This window comes from Planctomicrobium stercoris (assembly GCF_051465655.1).
GTDB lineage: Bacteria > Planctomycetota > Planctomycetia > Planctomycetales > Planctomycetaceae > Planctomicrobium.
Genome location: NZ_CP195791.1, coordinates 2,972,249 through 2,986,899, shown reverse-complemented (window position 1 = coordinate 2,986,899; position 14,651 = coordinate 2,972,249). Strand labels below are relative to the sequence as shown.

Annotated in this window: 15 protein-coding genes; 6 read left to right on the top strand and 9 right to left on the bottom strand. The window is 57.5% G+C overall.

Translation table 11 applies throughout. From position 1 onward, the window contains the following. Positions 1-48 precede the first annotated feature (48 nt). A complete protein-coding gene (locus SH661x_RS12285; RefSeq protein ID WP_437221744.1) occupies positions 49-198 on the bottom strand; it encodes a hypothetical protein in 150 nt (49 codons plus the stop codon). 473 nt (positions 199-671) lie between these two features. On the opposite strand from SH661x_RS12285, the gene SH661x_RS12280 reads away from it, so the two are divergent. From SH661x_RS12280 to ubiE, 5 genes are all read left to right on the top strand, one after another. Further along, positions 672-1,868 (top strand): Sua5/YciO/YrdC/YwlC family protein, encoded by a 1,197-nt coding sequence (locus tag SH661x_RS12280; RefSeq protein ID WP_437221742.1) that lies wholly within the window; start codon positions 672-674, stop codon positions 1,866-1,868. Continuing rightward, entirely contained in the window at positions 1,865-2,386 is a 522-nt protein-coding gene (gene rpiB, locus SH661x_RS12275) for a ribose 5-phosphate isomerase B (RefSeq protein WP_437221739.1), read from the top strand. The genes SH661x_RS12280 and rpiB overlap by 4 nt, the downstream gene beginning before the upstream one ends. A gap of 146 nt (positions 2,387-2,532) precedes the next feature. Next, positions 2,533-2,913, top strand: a complete 381-nt coding sequence (gene gcvH / locus SH661x_RS12270; protein WP_437221737.1) for a glycine cleavage system protein GcvH — start codon at positions 2,533-2,535, stop codon at positions 2,911-2,913. A gap of 249 nt (positions 2,914-3,162) precedes the next feature. Continuing rightward, the gene (locus tag SH661x_RS12265) at positions 3,163-4,641 is read left to right on the top strand and encodes a UbiD family decarboxylase domain-containing protein (protein WP_437221735.1); all 1,479 of its coding nucleotides are present in this window, start codon (positions 3,163-3,165) and stop codon (positions 4,639-4,641) included. 82 nt (positions 4,642-4,723) lie between these two features. Further along, the gene (gene ubiE, locus SH661x_RS12260; protein ID WP_437221733.1) at positions 4,724-5,473 is read left to right on the top strand and encodes a bifunctional demethylmenaquinone methyltransferase/2-methoxy-6-polyprenyl-1,4-benzoquinol methylase UbiE; all 750 of its coding nucleotides are present in this window, start codon (positions 4,724-4,726) and stop codon (positions 5,471-5,473) included. Between the two features lie 66 nt (positions 5,474-5,539). Here ubiE and SH661x_RS12255 read toward each other — a convergent pair whose 3' ends face one another. The 5 genes from SH661x_RS12255 to SH661x_RS12235 form a co-directional block, all read right to left on the bottom strand. Beyond that, positions 5,540-5,938, bottom strand: coding sequence for a hypothetical protein (locus SH661x_RS12255; RefSeq protein WP_437221731.1), 399 nt, complete (start codon positions 5,936-5,938; stop codon positions 5,540-5,542). A gap of 199 nt (positions 5,939-6,137) precedes the next feature. After that, positions 6,138-7,085, bottom strand: a complete 948-nt coding sequence (locus SH661x_RS12250) for a DUF1559 family PulG-like putative transporter (RefSeq protein ID WP_437221729.1) — start codon at positions 7,083-7,085, stop codon at positions 6,138-6,140. 609 nt (positions 7,086-7,694) lie between these two features. Beyond that, on the bottom strand, positions 7,695-8,330 hold the full coding sequence (locus tag SH661x_RS12245) for a 2OG-Fe(II) oxygenase (protein WP_437221727.1): 636 nt from the start codon (positions 8,328-8,330) through the stop codon (positions 7,695-7,697). Positions 8,331-8,368: 38 nt separating this feature from the next. Next, positions 8,369-9,502, bottom strand: coding sequence for a LysM peptidoglycan-binding domain-containing protein (locus SH661x_RS12240; RefSeq protein ID WP_437221725.1), 1,134 nt, complete (start codon positions 9,500-9,502; stop codon positions 8,369-8,371). A gap of 28 nt (positions 9,503-9,530) precedes the next feature. Then, positions 9,531-9,665 (bottom strand): hypothetical protein, encoded by a 135-nt coding sequence (locus SH661x_RS12235; RefSeq protein ID WP_437221723.1) that lies wholly within the window; start codon positions 9,663-9,665, stop codon positions 9,531-9,533. A 448-nt stretch (positions 9,666-10,113) separates the two neighbouring features. On the opposite strand from SH661x_RS12235, the gene hpt reads away from it, so the two are divergent. Further along, complete coding sequence (hpt, locus tag SH661x_RS12230) at positions 10,114-10,635, top strand: hypoxanthine phosphoribosyltransferase (RefSeq protein ID WP_437221721.1); 522 nt, start codon at positions 10,114-10,116, stop codon at positions 10,633-10,635. A gap of 3 nt (positions 10,636-10,638) precedes the next feature. Here the strand turns inward: hpt and SH661x_RS12225 are convergent, their stop codons facing one another. From SH661x_RS12225 to lepA, 3 genes are all read right to left on the bottom strand, one after another. Further along, on the bottom strand, positions 10,639-11,655 hold the full coding sequence (locus SH661x_RS12225; RefSeq protein WP_437221719.1) for a Gfo/Idh/MocA family protein: 1,017 nt from the start codon (positions 11,653-11,655) through the stop codon (positions 10,639-10,641). Positions 11,656-11,791: 136 nt separating this feature from the next. Then, positions 11,792-12,607 (bottom strand): class I SAM-dependent methyltransferase, encoded by an 816-nt coding sequence (locus tag SH661x_RS12220; RefSeq protein ID WP_437221717.1) that lies wholly within the window; start codon positions 12,605-12,607, stop codon positions 11,792-11,794. A 233-nt stretch (positions 12,608-12,840) separates the two neighbouring features. After that, entirely contained in the window at positions 12,841-14,646 is a 1,806-nt protein-coding gene (lepA, locus tag SH661x_RS12215; protein WP_437231191.1) for a translation elongation factor 4, read from the bottom strand. Between the last annotated feature and the right edge of the window lie 5 nt (positions 14,647-14,651).

Sequence of the window (14,651 nt, the reverse complement as noted above, 5' to 3'; positions counted from 1 at the left end):
ACTCAACTTACAACGTCAGAAAGCCTGAACTTCAGGACCGAATCGCAATCAGATTGCCACCAGGCGGAATCGCTTGCGTGAACCGACCAATGCCAGTCCCTTTGCAATCACACCCGGCGAGGCATCGGCCCGGCGGGAAATCTTCTGATCGACTTTGGAAAGTACGCTGCGATCCAGAGACCCCTGCGAACTTTTCACTTCGAACCTGAAAGATCTCTCTCCAAGCCTGTCCAGCCAACTTGTTTTAGATACCACGAGCTTTTTACTACTTGCTGTCCTTCGACCCCTCGAAGCACAGCACAATCGTCACATCACTACATCTGAGCCTGACCCTCAAAGTGACGATGGCAAGGTAGGATAACGTTTCCGGATCGAAAAAGTCAACGAATTTCCGGGTGATTTTCATCTTTGAAAAACGTTTTCGAAACACCGTAACCCACTAACGATACATATGTTGCAAGTTTTCCGAGCATGTCCAGCAACGAATTTTCCCGCTCCCCAGACACACTTCGAGAATGCGATTTGCCCGTTGTGATTGCTGGGCTCATCGGCTCAGACACCTGTCTGAAAGGGAGTTCTCCGGTGTGCCAAACGGCTCATGCATCAGTGCTTACCTTTACGAATTCCTCAAGCGAGTTGATGCTCCCCCAGGAACGGGATACGATGTCTGAATGTCTATCCGTGGTTTCAGGCCATGGTCGATCCGCTTCAACCATCCGTCCGCCATCCTCGATCATCTCCCGCTCATGGCACGTGAAATTTTCCTTGACCAACTGGCGAACGCGCATGAAGCAGTTCAGGCCGTTGTCGCGGAACTGGAAGCGGGGCAGGTTGTCTGCCTTCCGGATGAGTGCGGCTGGAATCTGCTAGGGCTGACAACCAGGGACTCCGCACTTCAGGCGTTCGCTGCCGGGAAAGAAAATCACCGTCATCGACAAGCAGTCTCCATTGCGCATCCCTCTGTCGTTGCAGATCTTGTGACGTCTCCATCACGACTGTTCCAGAAACTGACAGCCCGCTGCTGGCCCGGTCCGGTCGTCTTGCGGACTCCCGACGGAAAGCAGGGAGGCAATGGCCTGGTCGCGCAGTGGTCTGCACCGGCCCAGGCCTGGGGAGTGACCCCACAGGGACGGGCGTTTTACTGCCCTGCCGATTCCTTTTCGCAGGAAGTTCTCCGGGCGGTTTCATCCCCCGCGGTGAGCCTGCTGGGGGCGACTGGTGAAACGATTGCTCAGCCGGGATTGCCGGATCCGAGCCTGATCGTTCATTCTTCGATTTCACGATTTCAGGTTCCGCCGACGATTGTCGCGGTGGACCAGTCGAAATTCACGCTGGAGCGTTCAGGAGTGGTCAGCGAAAGAATGTTGAGGCGACTCGCGGGCGAGGTCTATCTGTTTGTCTGCACCGGAAACACTTGCCGCAGCCCAATGGCCGAAGCAATCTTTCGAAAAATGCTGGCAGATCATTTACATTGTCGCGAAGATGAGTTGATGGATCATGGGTTCGTTGTGATCTCGGCGGGTCTGGCAGCCTACAAAGGGGCACCAGCCGCGCCGGAATCGGTCGAACTGCTGTATCCTGACGGGATCGATTTGTCCGCACATGAAAGCCAGCCGGTCACCGAGGAACTCCTGTTCCACTGTGACCACATCCTGACGATGACGCGCAGCCATCGTGACGCGGTCCTTTCCAGTTATCCCGAACTGTCGGGGCAGGTGCGTTTGCTGTCGCCGCGTTCGGAAGACGTTCCCGATCCGATTGGAGCGGGAATTGAAGAATATCGGCGATGCCGGGAAATGATCACGAAGTGTCTGCAACATCTGTTGGCGGAAATTGAAGCCAAGGGCATGGAAGGAAACGGAGCATGAAAGTTGCCTTAGCCAGCGATCACCGCGGCGTGCGCGTTCGCGGGCAGATCCTGGTCCAGATCGAAGAACTGGGTCACACTGCTGTCGATTACGGTCCGCAGGAGACCAAAAGTGTCGACTATCCGGACTACGCTTCGAAAGTGGCGGAGGCGGTCTCGACAGGTCTGGTCGACCGAGGCATTCTGGTCTGCGGCACCGGTATGGGAATGTGCATCGCCGCCAACAAATTCTGCGGCGTGCGGGCTGTCACCTGTCATGACGACGTGACCGCCGAATACAGCCGGCGGCACAATAACGCCAACGTCATGTGCCTTTCCGCCGACATGCTCGGCGACCGCCTGCTCGGCCGCATCGTCGAAATCTGGCTGCGGACGGAGTTCGAAGGGGGACGCCATCAGCGTCGCCTCGAAAAAATCGAAGAGTTCGAGCGGACGAACGGCTGTGCCCGTGCAGCTCACGAAGCGACGGAAGTCTGCCTTAACGGCGCTCCGCAAAGTTCTCCCGTCGCCACCCGTTGAACCGTACGACTTTGCCGGCAGAATGACGATTCCCCAGCGCCAGTCCGGATGGGGAATCTTTGTACCCGTGCATCTGCGGCAATTTCACGCTAGAACTTTGTCGAAGTTGGATTGATTTCGTACCCCGACGGAAATGTGCTTTCATCATGAGTCCTGAAAACCTGAAATTTGCCAAGACACACGAATGGGTTTCGCTGGAAGGCGATATCGCCACGATCGGCATCAGCGATTTCGCGGTCAAGGAACTGACCGACGTCGTCCACATGGAACTTCCCGCAGCCGGGAAGTCGGTCTCCGCTGGACAGGAGATGGGCGAGATCGAAAGTGTGAAGGCGGTTTCCGATCTGTATTCTCCTCTGAGCGGCGAAATCGTCGAAGTCAACTCCGCTCTCCCGGACGATCTCTCCAAGCTGTCCGACGATCCATACGGCGCTGGCTGGATGGTAAAACTGCGAGTCAAGAATCCAGCTGAAGTCGAGAAGCTTCTCTCCTACGACGCTTACCAGCAGGAATGCGAATCCCACTGAAGCATTTTTCAAAATGCACCTTCAGTGATCCGCAGCTGATGGAGATGCCGCACTCGGAGAGTGCGGCATACGTTGCTCGCACTTTCCGGGTGCGAGATTCCTGAACCGCAGCGGATGCAGTGCTTTTCTCAGGAAGATCGTTCATGATGGTCAAACTCCGTACTGAAGATGCGGAGTTCTGAAATGCCCCATCGATCCCGGTGGGCTTCGTGCTTCATGCCCACTACGAACAACGCAGGTTAATCCGTCATGCCGTTCGACGATTTGACCCGATTCCTGCAGGCCGCGTCGGACGCTGGTGAACTCGAGCGAATCTCGGTTCCCCTTCAGCCCGATCAGGAAATCGCTGCGCTGACGCATCAGATCTGCCGCGAATTCCGGGACCAGAGTCCCGTGATTCTCTTTGAGCATCCCGCTGAGGGGACGATGCCGGTCGTCACCAATCTGCTCGGAAATCGTGCGAGATTTCTCAGGGCACTCGGCGTGGACCGCTTCGAGGATGTCATCGAGCGTCTTCGGGTCGGACTCAATCCGATCCAGCAGACCCGCGACACCAAATTCGGATTCGGGCTGGCCACCGGCGGAGATCGGGGCCGGGTGTCCCCCAGGAATCTTCGTCGCGGCTCGTCCCAGCAGGTTGTCAAACTCGGCAAAGAGATGAACCTGCGGGAGTTTCCCGTTCTGCGAAACTGGGCGGGGGAATCGGGACCGATCATCACAGCAGGGCAGGTCATTACCGAGTCCGTCGACGGCCGCACCGCCATCGAACAGATACCCATTGAAATTCTCTCTTCTCAAACAGTGCAACTGCACTGGAGTGTCTCCGGGCCGACTCACCGCCACTGGCAGGAGCGACAGTCCGAGCAGCGTCCCTGCCCTGTGGCGATCTCGCTGGGGGGCGATCCGCTTTTGTCGTATGTCGCAGCGTTGCCGCTGCCCGGCTGGATTGATCCCTGGTTCTTCGCGGGTCTGCTGCGAAACGAGGGCTTTAATCTGGTGCGAGGGCGATCGGTCGAACTGAATGTCCCTGCTGATGCGGAAATCGTTCTCGAGGGATATCTGGCTCCGGCAGCTCGACTGGGAACTGGAGTCTCCGCCGGCCCGACCGGAGTTCAGCAGACATCGACAGGCCTTCCGAGCCTCAATCTCTCCGCGATCACGCATCGGGCCAACCCCGTCTTCCCGGCAAGAATCCAGTCGCTGGAGGTCGGAGAAGATCTTGTCTGCAGCCAACTAACCGAACTGATCCTGCTGAGCGTTCTTCGCCTGAGCAACGATACAGTCGTCGATCTGCACCTTCCAGCCTGCGGCGGTCATCGGGACGTGGTGTTCGTGAGCACCAGTGCAGCGACGCCGGCACTGATCCAGCAACTTTATTTTTCCCTGCGCAGCCTGCCGCTGGTGAGCACAGCAGGGATCGTGGTAATCGTCGGCCCCGATGTGGATCTGCGGGATACGGATGCGGTGTGGCGCGAAGTGAGCCTGACTCGCCAGACGTCCCCCGCGGAAGCCCGTCCGGTCACAGGCGATGACAAAACTCTGCTGCTGGATGCCACTCCCGCCTCCCGGGAATCCATGTTGCAGCTCCGGTGCCAGCCGTCAGCGGAAATTCTGGCGGTTCTTGCTCGACGATTCGGGAATTCCGGTGGTGAAGATCGAGAAACCGCGGTTCAGGAGTTCTCGGCAGTTGAACCTTCGAGTGCGTTCGAAGACCATGCGACAGGCTGATTCCTGCGGAATCTCTGCCTGAAGAACGCGGCAGCCGACCGTTCTGAATTCCTTCCCTCCTGAAGATTGATTTGTAAGTCCCATGTCACATCCCTCCACCGCCGCGACACCGCGAGTTGACAAGTCAGGTGATCGCGTTCGCAAGATGTTCGGAGAGATCTCACAGCGTTACGACCTGATGAATCATCTCCTCTCGGGGGGAGTGGATATTTACTGGCGATCGTACACCGTTCGTCAGGTGCCGCCGATCGGAACAGCTCCGCTGCTGGACGTCTGCACGGGAACCGGGGATCTGGCCCTGGCGTACTGGAACGCGGGAAAGCGGAAGATTCCGGTGTTCGGAACCGATTTCACTCCCGAGATGCTGGCGATCGCGAGAACGAAGTTCGAAAAGGTTTCCGCCCGCGACAAAGACGCTGCGGGAGTGACCTTCACCGAAGCGGACACACAGCACCTGCCTTACCCGGACGATCATTTTCAGATTGTCTCGGTCGCGTTCGGGTTGCGGAACGTCAGCGACACCCGGGCGGGACTGCGAGAGATGATTCGAGTCTGCCAGCCCGGAGGCCGGGTCGCTGTTCTGGAGTTCGCCCAGCCAACGTTGCCGGGACTGGCGGGGTTTTATCGCTGGTACTTCAAAAATGTTCTTCCGCGTATCGGGCAGCTCTTCGCCAAAAACCGGGAGGATGCCTACAACTACCTGCCGGCGTCCGTCTCCGAATTCCCGTGCGGGACCGCCCTGGTCGAGATCATGTCGGAGTGCGGTTTGAAGGAAGTGACCTACACGCCTCTGACGTTCGGCATCGCAGCCTTGTACGTCGGCGTGAAGTGACTGAAGACTGATGTGACATTGCCTGAATCACACAGCACCCCGTTCACACACGCCGCCAGTGTCGATTCATTTCCCAGCGATGTCGAAATCGTGAGTGGCAGCTGCAGCGGGCTGCGTGACCTTCGCTGAGAAGTCCGGGAAAAGCCGCTTCCCATGCATGTTCAGCCCGCCGCCGGGAGGAGCGACTCCGTCATACCCGGAGATCACCACTTTGAGCGGCCCGGAAATCACCCCCTGATCGCTTTTGACGAGGTAACTGCCATTCTCGATGGTGCCGCCAGATCCCGGTCCCTGATTCCCCTGAGAGGCATCCGGCTCGAACATGATCTGCCCGTAAGGAACAGGTTTTCCTTGGTACGTCACTGTTCCCTTCACCTCAAAACGCTTTGGGCCCCGGCTGTCTCCGCTTCCACAGCCTGCCAGCGTCACAGCACACACGATCAGGAGCAGACAACGTTTCCACATGACTTCGGCTCGATTCTGTTAATCCCGAGGAAGAACGCAGAAGGCCCGCAGCATTCCTTCTCCGGACATTTGCCTGAAATGAACATCAGGAAGCGACGTTGTGATCGCGATGAAGACTCTTGAACGGGCGGGAAGCAGGTGCGGCCCCGCCCGGTTCAAGATCATACTTTCCTCACGAAATGGACTGGCCAAAATCAGACTACTGCAGTCCGCCGACAGGGAGGCCGTCCGCCCGTTTCCCCATCTGACGGTAAGTCGTCAGGTCCATGTTCTCGCTGACGAATCGGGTGGAACCGTCAGCCAGCGTCAGATGGGCTCCGCCGACATGATGGCTTCCCAGGGTATTGGGGTGAACGTCATAGACGGGGGAGCCGGGAATTGCGGGATTCAGTTGGGAACTGTTGATCGACTTCGCCAGAACAGCCACCGTGTTGGCATTGAAGTCCCCGGGCCGGGCGTAGTAACCGCTGGCCCAGGTGACGTAGTAATCAGGAAGATTGGTTTTCAGGGTGACATACCGGGTTTCACCGAGCATGAAGACGTTCGTCGTGCCATCCTGGATGTCCCGCATTCTGGTCGCAGAGTTGTTGTAGAACATGCCGTTGCTGGACTGGCTGCGACTGGTCGTCGAGCAGCAGCCGACATCGGCATCACTTGCACATCCTCCCGAGACCCCCATGTAATTGGTCAGGGCATTGGCTTCGGAGGCATTCGGATCGGAAGGACATTCAAATGCGGTATTGCGGAGAAGCTGTCTCGCAGATTCGCTTCGAGATGATTCCGTCGTGAAAACTCCGGCGAATTGACCGCTGACCATGTTAAAGGTGTTGTACCGTGGAGACTGGTCGATGTACGGAAGAATCATGACCGACCAGGGGGCACCAAACCACGTGATTGTCGAACCGTCCAGGCAGATTCCCGAGGCGTTGCTGACGAACCCTGGCGGAAAGACATTGTGCGTGTCATGGTAGTTGTGCATGGCCAGAGCGAGTTGCTTCATCTGGTTTTTGCATGTCGATCGCCGGGCTGCTTCACGGGCCTGCTGAACTGCCGGAAGGAGCAGTGCGATCAGGACAGCGATGATGGCGATGACAACCAGCAATTCAATCAGCGTAAAACCGTGCTTTTGACGTGACCTGACGACCATGGCATCCCTCACATGTGAAATAAAAGAAGATGGGAGAACTTCCCTGGGAGACCTTTCTGGGTCGTGGACATGACGTTCGCGACCGGGATTCGTTTACTTATAACATTATCATACAATTGAATCAACTGTAAGTTTTGATGGATTACCTTCATCGAAACTGAATCGCCGGAAAGCACTCCACCGTCGGCATTAAAGGGCGGTCAGTCGCCTTCGCAGCGCCTTTCAAGTCAACCCAGCAGCAGTCCGAATAGTGAAAGATTGGGCGCCTGAGCCACGTTGCGAACCGATGCGGTACCCGGATCAAGGTCAGCCCCGTCGGCATCGGCTTTAAAATCCGTCGCTGAAATCGCATGTCAGCACGGGCTTCCCAGGCGACCGTCAAAAGAAGGGGCTCACGGGGAGATGGCAACGGGCGCCACGCCGACGGGCTCTCACTAATTTCCCCAAGGAGCGAATCGATCGCCCGCACGGAGACGTCAGCCCAGCACCCAGAGCGCGGACCGACGATCTGTCAGAGATGGAGAGAACGCAGCATCTCGCCAGAAGCGGACCGTTCGAAGTCCAGCTTCCGGCGTCGACCTGCAAGGTTCACTGTCAGCGGACTGGCGTCTACATAGTCGGCCGGGCGGTCTTTCGCAATCCCCGTTTGAAGAACGCAGAGATGCTGTGCCGCCATGCACTGGATCGGGCCGCTGCCTCGTTCACCACCCAGTTCAGCTGGATCACACGACGTTCTCCTTCAAACGGGAGATGCCCATGCCAGGCGTTTTCGCGATTCAGGAACGCCACCAGCAAGCCGCCATCGGGCGGAACTTCAGTGACGACGTCGTTGATGTTTTCGGAATTCAGAAGTCGCAGGCGACCTCCCCCTTCAGCCCAGCCGTCATTCAGGTAGATCAGAACTGTGATCACCTTGGAACGGCTGTCTGTATGAACCACGCCATCTTTCTTCCGGCACCGACCCCGCACGGTCATCGTCGTCGGCAGGTCGGTCAGATCGATGTTGAACTTATCGGAGAAGATGCGGGCCACTTCCGGAGTGCGGAGGGCATCGCAGAACTTCCCAAAGTCCTCGCCGTACTTGAGCGTGGGGAGGGGAAAGCTGCCGCCATCGAGAATTTCCGGGTAGTCATGCAGAATTGCAGTGCGGGCCTCCGGAAGAACAAATTCCGGAACGATCAGATATTCGAACGGCTTGGCAACAACTTCCGTCTGACGAAGCCGATCAAGATCGAGGATTTTCATCGCAATAGCCTTCCGTGGCTGTGTATTTCAGGAGTCCGCTACGGCTGGATAATCAATTCCGAGCCGATGGTCAATAGGTCATAGATGGCGTCGGCTTCCCGCTGATTCAACCGGATCCACCCGCTGCCAGCGACCTGACCAATCAAACCGGGCTCGGAGGTCCCGTGGACGCCGAACATCGGCAGCGATTTCTGGACATCATTGATAACAAGCAGGCGGGGCCCGATGGGATTCGCCGGATCGTGGCTGGGGATCAATCCAGCCGGCCCCGGGTACTGCGGATCAGTCCGTTTTTCCGTGACCTGAAATGTCCCTTCCGGGATCGACGCATCCGCTCCGAAGCCCACTTTGAAGCGGGCAATGAAGTACCCCTGGGAGTGAATCGTCATTTCGCAGTCGCTGACGTCGACGATCACCGAAAACGGGCCCTGAATCACTTTCAGAACCTGCCCGACTTTCAAGGTCGGACTCGTCAGCCGATTCAGCTTCATCAGGTATTCTTCAGTGAGCCCGTATCTGGCCGCCACGCTTCCGGGGGTGTCGCCGAACTGAACTGAATGCGGCTGCATGTAGTGGGTGTCGGGCTGAAAGAAGATCCGCCGGGAGAGCAGATTCAGGCGATCAATGCACCGGGATCGGGCAGCGGGCACCTTCCAGTACCAACCGGAGAGCATTCGCAGGGCAGCGACGTCGTCTCCGGAGTGAATCAGCTGATCGACGGCATCCAGGTTGATCTCCTCGATCGGCTTCCGCAGCAAGGCCGGTCGGTCCTGAAGATCGTGACTTTCAGCGGAGGCCTGAACGACTGCCGAGGTTGTCTCTGAGCTGACCATTCCCGCTGTCCGCACGACCGCTGGAGCGGATTCGCATGAGGGACTTTCAGCCTGCACGGGCGCAGACTCGGGTGCGGCAGCCAGCTCTCTGGGAACCGCTTCCAGCGCGGGAATTTCACTTGCGATTTCTGCTTCACGCTGGACGGGAGCAGGGTCGGTCGTCGCCAGCTCTTCCTGCGGCGGCGGTGGCATCGGCTCGTCGACAATGACTGGCAACGGGGCGCGGGGAAATGAGAAAAAGTCCAGCTTCCACGCAGTGACCACCACGAACGATGTCAGTACAACGAACCAGAACTGGAACGTCTGTACCGGATGTCGGCGGTGGCTGTTCTCAAACATGTCGGCTTCTTCCGTGAATCGACGTGCGTTAGCGGGAGGCTTCAGGATGGGACATTTCGGTCCCCACGGGATCCGCGGGAATGCTGAAATATCCATCCTCGCCCCCCATCGCTGGTTGACGATTCAGCTTCCACAACTGATGGGGAGCCGCCCACTGAAACATTTGACAGCCACTGGACAATCCGCAAATCATCAGGAAAAGGGCGAACAGGCGGTGCATCGGAATCCTTCCGAAAACAAATGCATCTGGGGAAGACGCGGGATGGGACTCGAAACCTAGTGGAACGCTGATGTCGCATCAACATCAATCCCGTGCCCCGCGTTCCGGCGATCGTTCCACTGTCAGTTCTTTGCCGAAACACCAGCTTCTCAATGATCAGAGCCACCAGCCGGGGAAGTTGGACCGCTGCCTTCAGTGCTGAATCGATGAAATTCTGTACACACCTGCAGACGTGATCGCGGCAGCCAGCACGCACAGTTCCGACCTTGTTCCGGATCCGTCGACAGAGGGAGCGCTACGCCGATATCTTCGTGCAACTGCCCCGCATTCACCGGTTTGAACTGCGCTGGCAGGGGATCAGCAGCCTCTGTTTTTATCGGGACTCGTTTCCATGACATCCATCCGTACCCTGGTCAGTCAATCGCAAATTGAGACTGCAGTTGCTGGCCTGGGCGAGAAGATCACGAAGGATTTTCAGGATCGCAACCTGACAATTCTGGGGGTGCTGACCGGAAGTATCGTCCTCGTCACCGATCTGATGCGCAAAATTGACTTCCCCCATGAACTGGGACTGGTGCAGGCCAGCAGCTACCGAGGGACCGCCACCTCGCCCGGGGAATTACGAATCAACCTCGATTTCCTTCCCGACATTAGCGGACGCGATGTGCTGCTCGTCGACGACATCTTTGACACCGGACGAACTCTGACCGGCATCGCCGAGCGACTTCAGAAGCTGAACCCCCGGAGCATTCAATCGGCCGTGCTGCTCTGGAAAAAAGTCCGAACGGCGGTGCAGGGGGCCCCGGACTATTACTGCTTCGAGATTCCTGACGAATTCGTCGTCGGGTACGGACTCGACTTCAACAATCAGTACCGCCATCTGCCGTATATCGGCGTCATTGAAGAGAGCTGATGCTCACTCAGCGGGTTCCTGCGAGGGAACACGCCAGCTGCCGGTTTCGACGCTGCGAATGATGGCCCGGTTGACCTGCAGCGTGGCGAGCCCCTCCGCAAGCGTACACAGCGGCTCCTGCTTCCCTTCAAGCGCATCCAGAAACGCGGCCGCCTGCCGGATAAACAGATCGTCCCGCTGGAGCGTTCTTTGGACCGAATCGATCCACGGTCCGTCCGGTTTTTCCATGACCCGCCACCGGTTCAGGTGATTTTCATATCGCAACGTCCCGCCTGCGCACGCGACCGTGATGACAATTTCATTTGCGAATTGATGCTGATTCAACGAATAGCTCGACAGGACACCTGCCTGCCGGGCCAGAACATGGACGGTGTCTTCGACAGTGACATGAGGAAGCTGCTGATGGCTGAAGTCTGCAACAAGGCGATCAATATCGCCGATCAGCCACTGGCCGGCATTGATCACGTGCGTAAGGGCATCCTGAACCGCACCTCCCCCCTGTGCATGACTGGCGTAGTAGGTCTGCGCATAGGCAGGTCGGTATGTCGGAAAATTCTGCCCGGCAACAGCCACGAGCTCTCGAGGAGGCCCATATTTCCCCGAGCGCAGAACCTCGCGAAACTCAGCGAGAACCGGGTTCGCGCGGTAGACGTACGCCACCGCAGCGACTTTCCCGGACTGCTCAACGGCCGCTTTCAGTTCATCAATCCCGGTCAGCTGCACGCTGAGGGGTTTTTCGATCAGGACATGCAGCCCCTGCGTGAGACATTGAATCGCCTGAGGGATATGCAGCGGAGCGGGAGTCGCAATGACCGCCGCACCAAAGCGGTCGGCGAATGCAGATTCGAGTGACGCATAGGGACGCGCAGCGGGATAGCGTTCTGCGATGACGTTCCGCTGGTCTTCGCGAAGCTCCACGAATCCGACGTTGGCCCGTTCTGTCGACAGGAAACAGCGCAGATGTCGCTCGCCGATGGAGCCCGTGCCGATGACCAGAACGTGATGCAGCAGTCTCGACACTCTTTGCTCCCTCCCGATTCGCAGGCTCAGAACTCAACACAGGTTCGTACAACATGGTACGTGTTCTGAGAGATCAGTCAACGCGCGCCTCCGGAAAACTGGAAAGCGTCGTCGTCACAGGGCCCTGAAACAGCAACTAACGCTGAGTTTGCTGAAAGCAGAATTCATTGCACCCCAGGCGGCGGGTCCGCTTGCTGGAGATGAGTCTGAATCCTCGTGCCCCGAAGAAGCGTTCGATCTCTTCGAACGTGGCCACTTCAAAGGGATATCCGCCGAGCCAGTCGATCCAGTCATGTACGATCGACATTCCGCGATTGCGGCGATAGGCAGCGAATTCGTTCCGTCCGCGGATGAGGCTGACCAGGATCGTCCGCACGAAGAACCAGGGAATGAAGATTGCCAGCATCAACATTCTCCCGACGGCATTCGCGCAGTAGACGCGTTTGACTAGATGCCAGAGCTTCGACCGTAAACCCTGATCGTTATAGATGGCGATCGCCAGCTTCCCGCCGGGATGCACCAGCTGCGAGACATTCTCCAGCGCCTGCCACATCTGCCCGGTATGGTGGAGGACCCCCCAGCTGTAAACGACGTCGAATTTCCCCAGTGAAGACAGGAATTCCGCATCCAAGGCCGACCCCTGCTCGATCGTCCACTGACGGGAGTCCGAATCAAAACGCTCGCGCAGCTCTTGGGCGCACTTCACGGACATCGGGTCAAAGTCGAATGAATGAACCGTGGCCCCGAGTTTTCTCGCAGCCAGAGAAAACAGTCCGCTCCCGCTTCCGACATCCAGAAACGTTTTCCCTGACAGATCCTCGACCACCAGCAGTTCCCGCAGCGACTGCATGGCGATCTGGATTCGGGAATCATCCAGCGTCTTTAAGAACGACGCCCAGTTTCGCCCGAATGTGAAGCGTTTCCCCCGTTGAATTTCTTCGGTGGCGCTCATGGGAAGAAGAACCGGGTACGAAAACGGAACGGAACGTACATTGTCTGCGCCAGAACTTCGGGTGCCACGGCTCTACGAGCCGTGCGGACATGTAACGCTTGCCTGATTTTTCAAATAGCCGTTTTAAAGATGTAGGTCGACCTGGATGTTCCCCACTGCTCACAGAGCAGTGGCACGCGGCTGAGTTCTTCGGTTTGTTGAAACTTTGGTCCGTCTTCGTCGGTTGATTCCGTTCAGCCTTCGTCCTTGCCAGCTTCCAGAACGGACAGAAACGCTTTCTGTGGAATCTCGACCATGCCGAACTGCTTCATCCGCTTCTTCCCCTCTTTCTGCTTCTGCAGCAGCTTCCGCTTGCGGGTGATATCTCCCCCGTAGCACTTGGCTGTCACATTCTTGCGGAGGGCAGAAATGGTTTCACGCGCGATGACTCGGCTGCCGATGGCGGCCTGAATCGCAACTTCGAACTGGTGCTTGGGAATTTCTTCCTTGAGCTTCTTCACCAGAGCCCGGCCACGTCGTTCGGCAGTCGTCCGGTGAACAATGGTCGCCAACGCTTCGACCAGTGTCCCCTTCACGAGAATGTCCAGCTTGACGAGATCGGCCGCGCGGAACCCGATGACTTCGTAGTCCATGGTCCCGTAACCACGGGTGATGGACTTCAGCTTGTCGTACATGTCGTAGATGATTTCCGCCAGCGGCAGCTCGTAGACCAGCTGTGCGCGTTCGGGCCCCAGATATTCGGTGCTCTTGTATTCGCCCCGGCGTTCGGAGCAGAGCTGCATGATCGAACCGATGTTCGAACTGGGGAGAATGAAGCTGACCTTGGCGATCGGCTCGCGGAATTCCTCAATCTGACCGGAGTCCGGCACATCGGCCGGGTTGTCGATGACGATCAGTTCGTTGTTGCGATTGAGAATATGGTAGGTGACGTTGGGGGCTGTCTGAATGAGATCGACATCGGCTTCCTGCTCGAGCCGCTGCTGGATGATCTCCATATGCAGCATGCCCAGGAATCCGCAACGGAAGCCGAACCCCAGTGCATCGCTCGTTTCGGGAGTGAAGGAGAAGCTGGCGTCGTTCAGCGCCATCTTGTCGAGTTCGAATCGCAGCTTCTCGAAGTCGGTCGCATCGATCGGATACATCCCGCAGAAGACCATCTGCTTGGGCTGTTTGTATCCGGGAAGAGGCTCGGGAGCCTGATTCCCCTGCAGCGTGACGGTATCCCCGACGTGGACATTCCCCAGGACCTTGATCCCGGCGATCATGTAACCGGCCTGTCCCGGGCCGAGTTCTTCGGTCTCGACCATGAACGGTCGGAACTGTCCAATTTCCAGCACTTCATGAACGGTGGCAGCCTTCATGAATCGAATACGGTCCCGTTTCCGTAACGTGCCGTCGAACACACGGATATAGGTCACCACGCCCCGGTAGTCGTCGTACTTGCTGTCGAAGACCAGTGCCCGTAACGGGGCATTCGGATCCCCTTTGGGATGGGGGATACGTTCGATAATCGCTTCAATGCAGGCTTCGATCCCGATCCCGGCCTTCGCACTGACATGCAGGGCGTTCGACGCATCCAGTCCGACGACACTTTCAATTTCGTCGCAGACTTCTTCGATACGGGTGACCGGCAGGTCGATCTTGTTGATGACCGGAATGATTTCCAGATTCGATTCGATGGCAGCATAGGCATTGGCCACCGTCTGCGCCTGAACCCCTTGAAAAGCATCGACCACCAGCAGGGCTCCTTCGCACGCTGCCAGACTTCGGGAGACTTCATAGTGGAAGTCGACGTGTCCAGGGGTGTCGATGAAGTTCAGCTGATACGTCTTGCCCTGGTAGGGATAGTCGATGGCGACCGCGCGGGCTTTGACGGTGATGCCGCGTTCCCGTTCCACGTCCAGATCGTCCAGAATCTGAGCCTGGAATTCCCGTTCCTGAATCGCTCCGCTCTTCAGCAGCAACTGATCGGCCAGCGTGCTTTTGCCGTGGTCGATGTGGGCGATGATCGAAAAATTGCGAATCAGTTCCGGCTTCATAGGAG

Bases quoted from the DNA above. Each gene is read 5' to 3' on its own strand.
- SH661x_RS12280 (WP_437221742.1), top strand. From the start codon at position 672: ATGTCTATCCGTGGTTTCAGGCCATGGTCGATCCGCTTCAACCATCCG.
- rpiB (WP_437221739.1), top strand. From the start codon at position 1,865: ATGAAAGTTGCCTTAGCCAGCGATCACCGCGGCGTGCGCGTTCGCGGG.
- gcvH (WP_437221737.1), top strand. From the start codon at position 2,533: ATGAGTCCTGAAAACCTGAAATTTGCCAAGACACACGAATGGGTTTCG.
- SH661x_RS12265 (WP_437221735.1), top strand. From the start codon at position 3,163: ATGCCGTTCGACGATTTGACCCGATTCCTGCAGGCCGCGTCGGACGCT.
- ubiE (WP_437221733.1), top strand. From the start codon at position 4,724: ATGTCACATCCCTCCACCGCCGCGACACCGCGAGTTGACAAGTCAGGT.
- SH661x_RS12255 (WP_437221731.1), bottom strand. From the start codon at position 5,938: ATGTGGAAACGTTGTCTGCTCCTGATCGTGTGTGCTGTGACGCTGGCA.
- SH661x_RS12250 (WP_437221729.1), bottom strand. From the start codon at position 7,085: ATGGTCGTCAGGTCACGTCAAAAGCACGGTTTTACGCTGATTGAATTG.
- SH661x_RS12245 (WP_437221727.1), bottom strand. From the start codon at position 8,330: ATGAAAATCCTCGATCTTGATCGGCTTCGTCAGACGGAAGTTGTTGCC.
- SH661x_RS12240 (WP_437221725.1), bottom strand. From the start codon at position 9,502: ATGTTTGAGAACAGCCACCGCCGACATCCGGTACAGACGTTCCAGTTC.
- SH661x_RS12235 (WP_437221723.1), bottom strand. From the start codon at position 9,665: ATGTTTCAGTGGGCGGCTCCCCATCAGTTGTGGAAGCTGAATCGTCAA.
- hpt (WP_437221721.1), top strand. From the start codon at position 10,114: ATGACATCCATCCGTACCCTGGTCAGTCAATCGCAAATTGAGACTGCA.
- SH661x_RS12220 (WP_437221717.1), bottom strand. From the start codon at position 12,607: ATGAGCGCCACCGAAGAAATTCAACGGGGGAAACGCTTCACATTCGGG.
- lepA (WP_437231191.1), bottom strand. From the start codon at position 14,646: ATGAAGCCGGAACTGATTCGCAATTTTTCGATCATCGCCCACATCGAC.